Raw genomic sequence first — 248 nt, 5'->3', positions numbered from 1 at the left:
ATCACCTGCCGGAAAAAGCGCTTTCCCATTTTGCTCATCGCTTTGCCGTGCACGGCTGCTTACGCTGGCTAAAAACCCTGAAAAGCAGTTTGACCGACCTTCATCAGGGGTTGGCTGCTCAGCCCACGGTGGCTCGCTTATTGGTGAGCTTGCCTGAGCTTATTCATAACCTGGAACCTGCTCTGGGCGATGTGTTTAGTATGGGGCATCAATTGGCCGGGCGGCCAAACGGTTTGGCCGACGAAGAG

The 248-nt window shown here is 54.8% G+C and carries 1 protein-coding gene; it reads left to right on the top strand.

What is annotated here, in order from left to right; translation table 11 throughout:
• On the top strand, positions 1 to 248 hold a 248-nt coding region (locus KB213_RS12225), incomplete at both ends, for a hypothetical protein (RefSeq protein ID WP_211683521.1).

It is taken from the genome of Neokomagataea anthophila, assembly GCF_018122595.1.
GTDB classification, from domain to species: domain Bacteria; phylum Pseudomonadota; class Alphaproteobacteria; order Acetobacterales; family Acetobacteraceae; genus Gluconobacter; species Gluconobacter anthophilus.
Note: the sequence above shows the minus strand (reverse complement) of the source record. Positions and strands in the feature narration are given on the sequence as shown.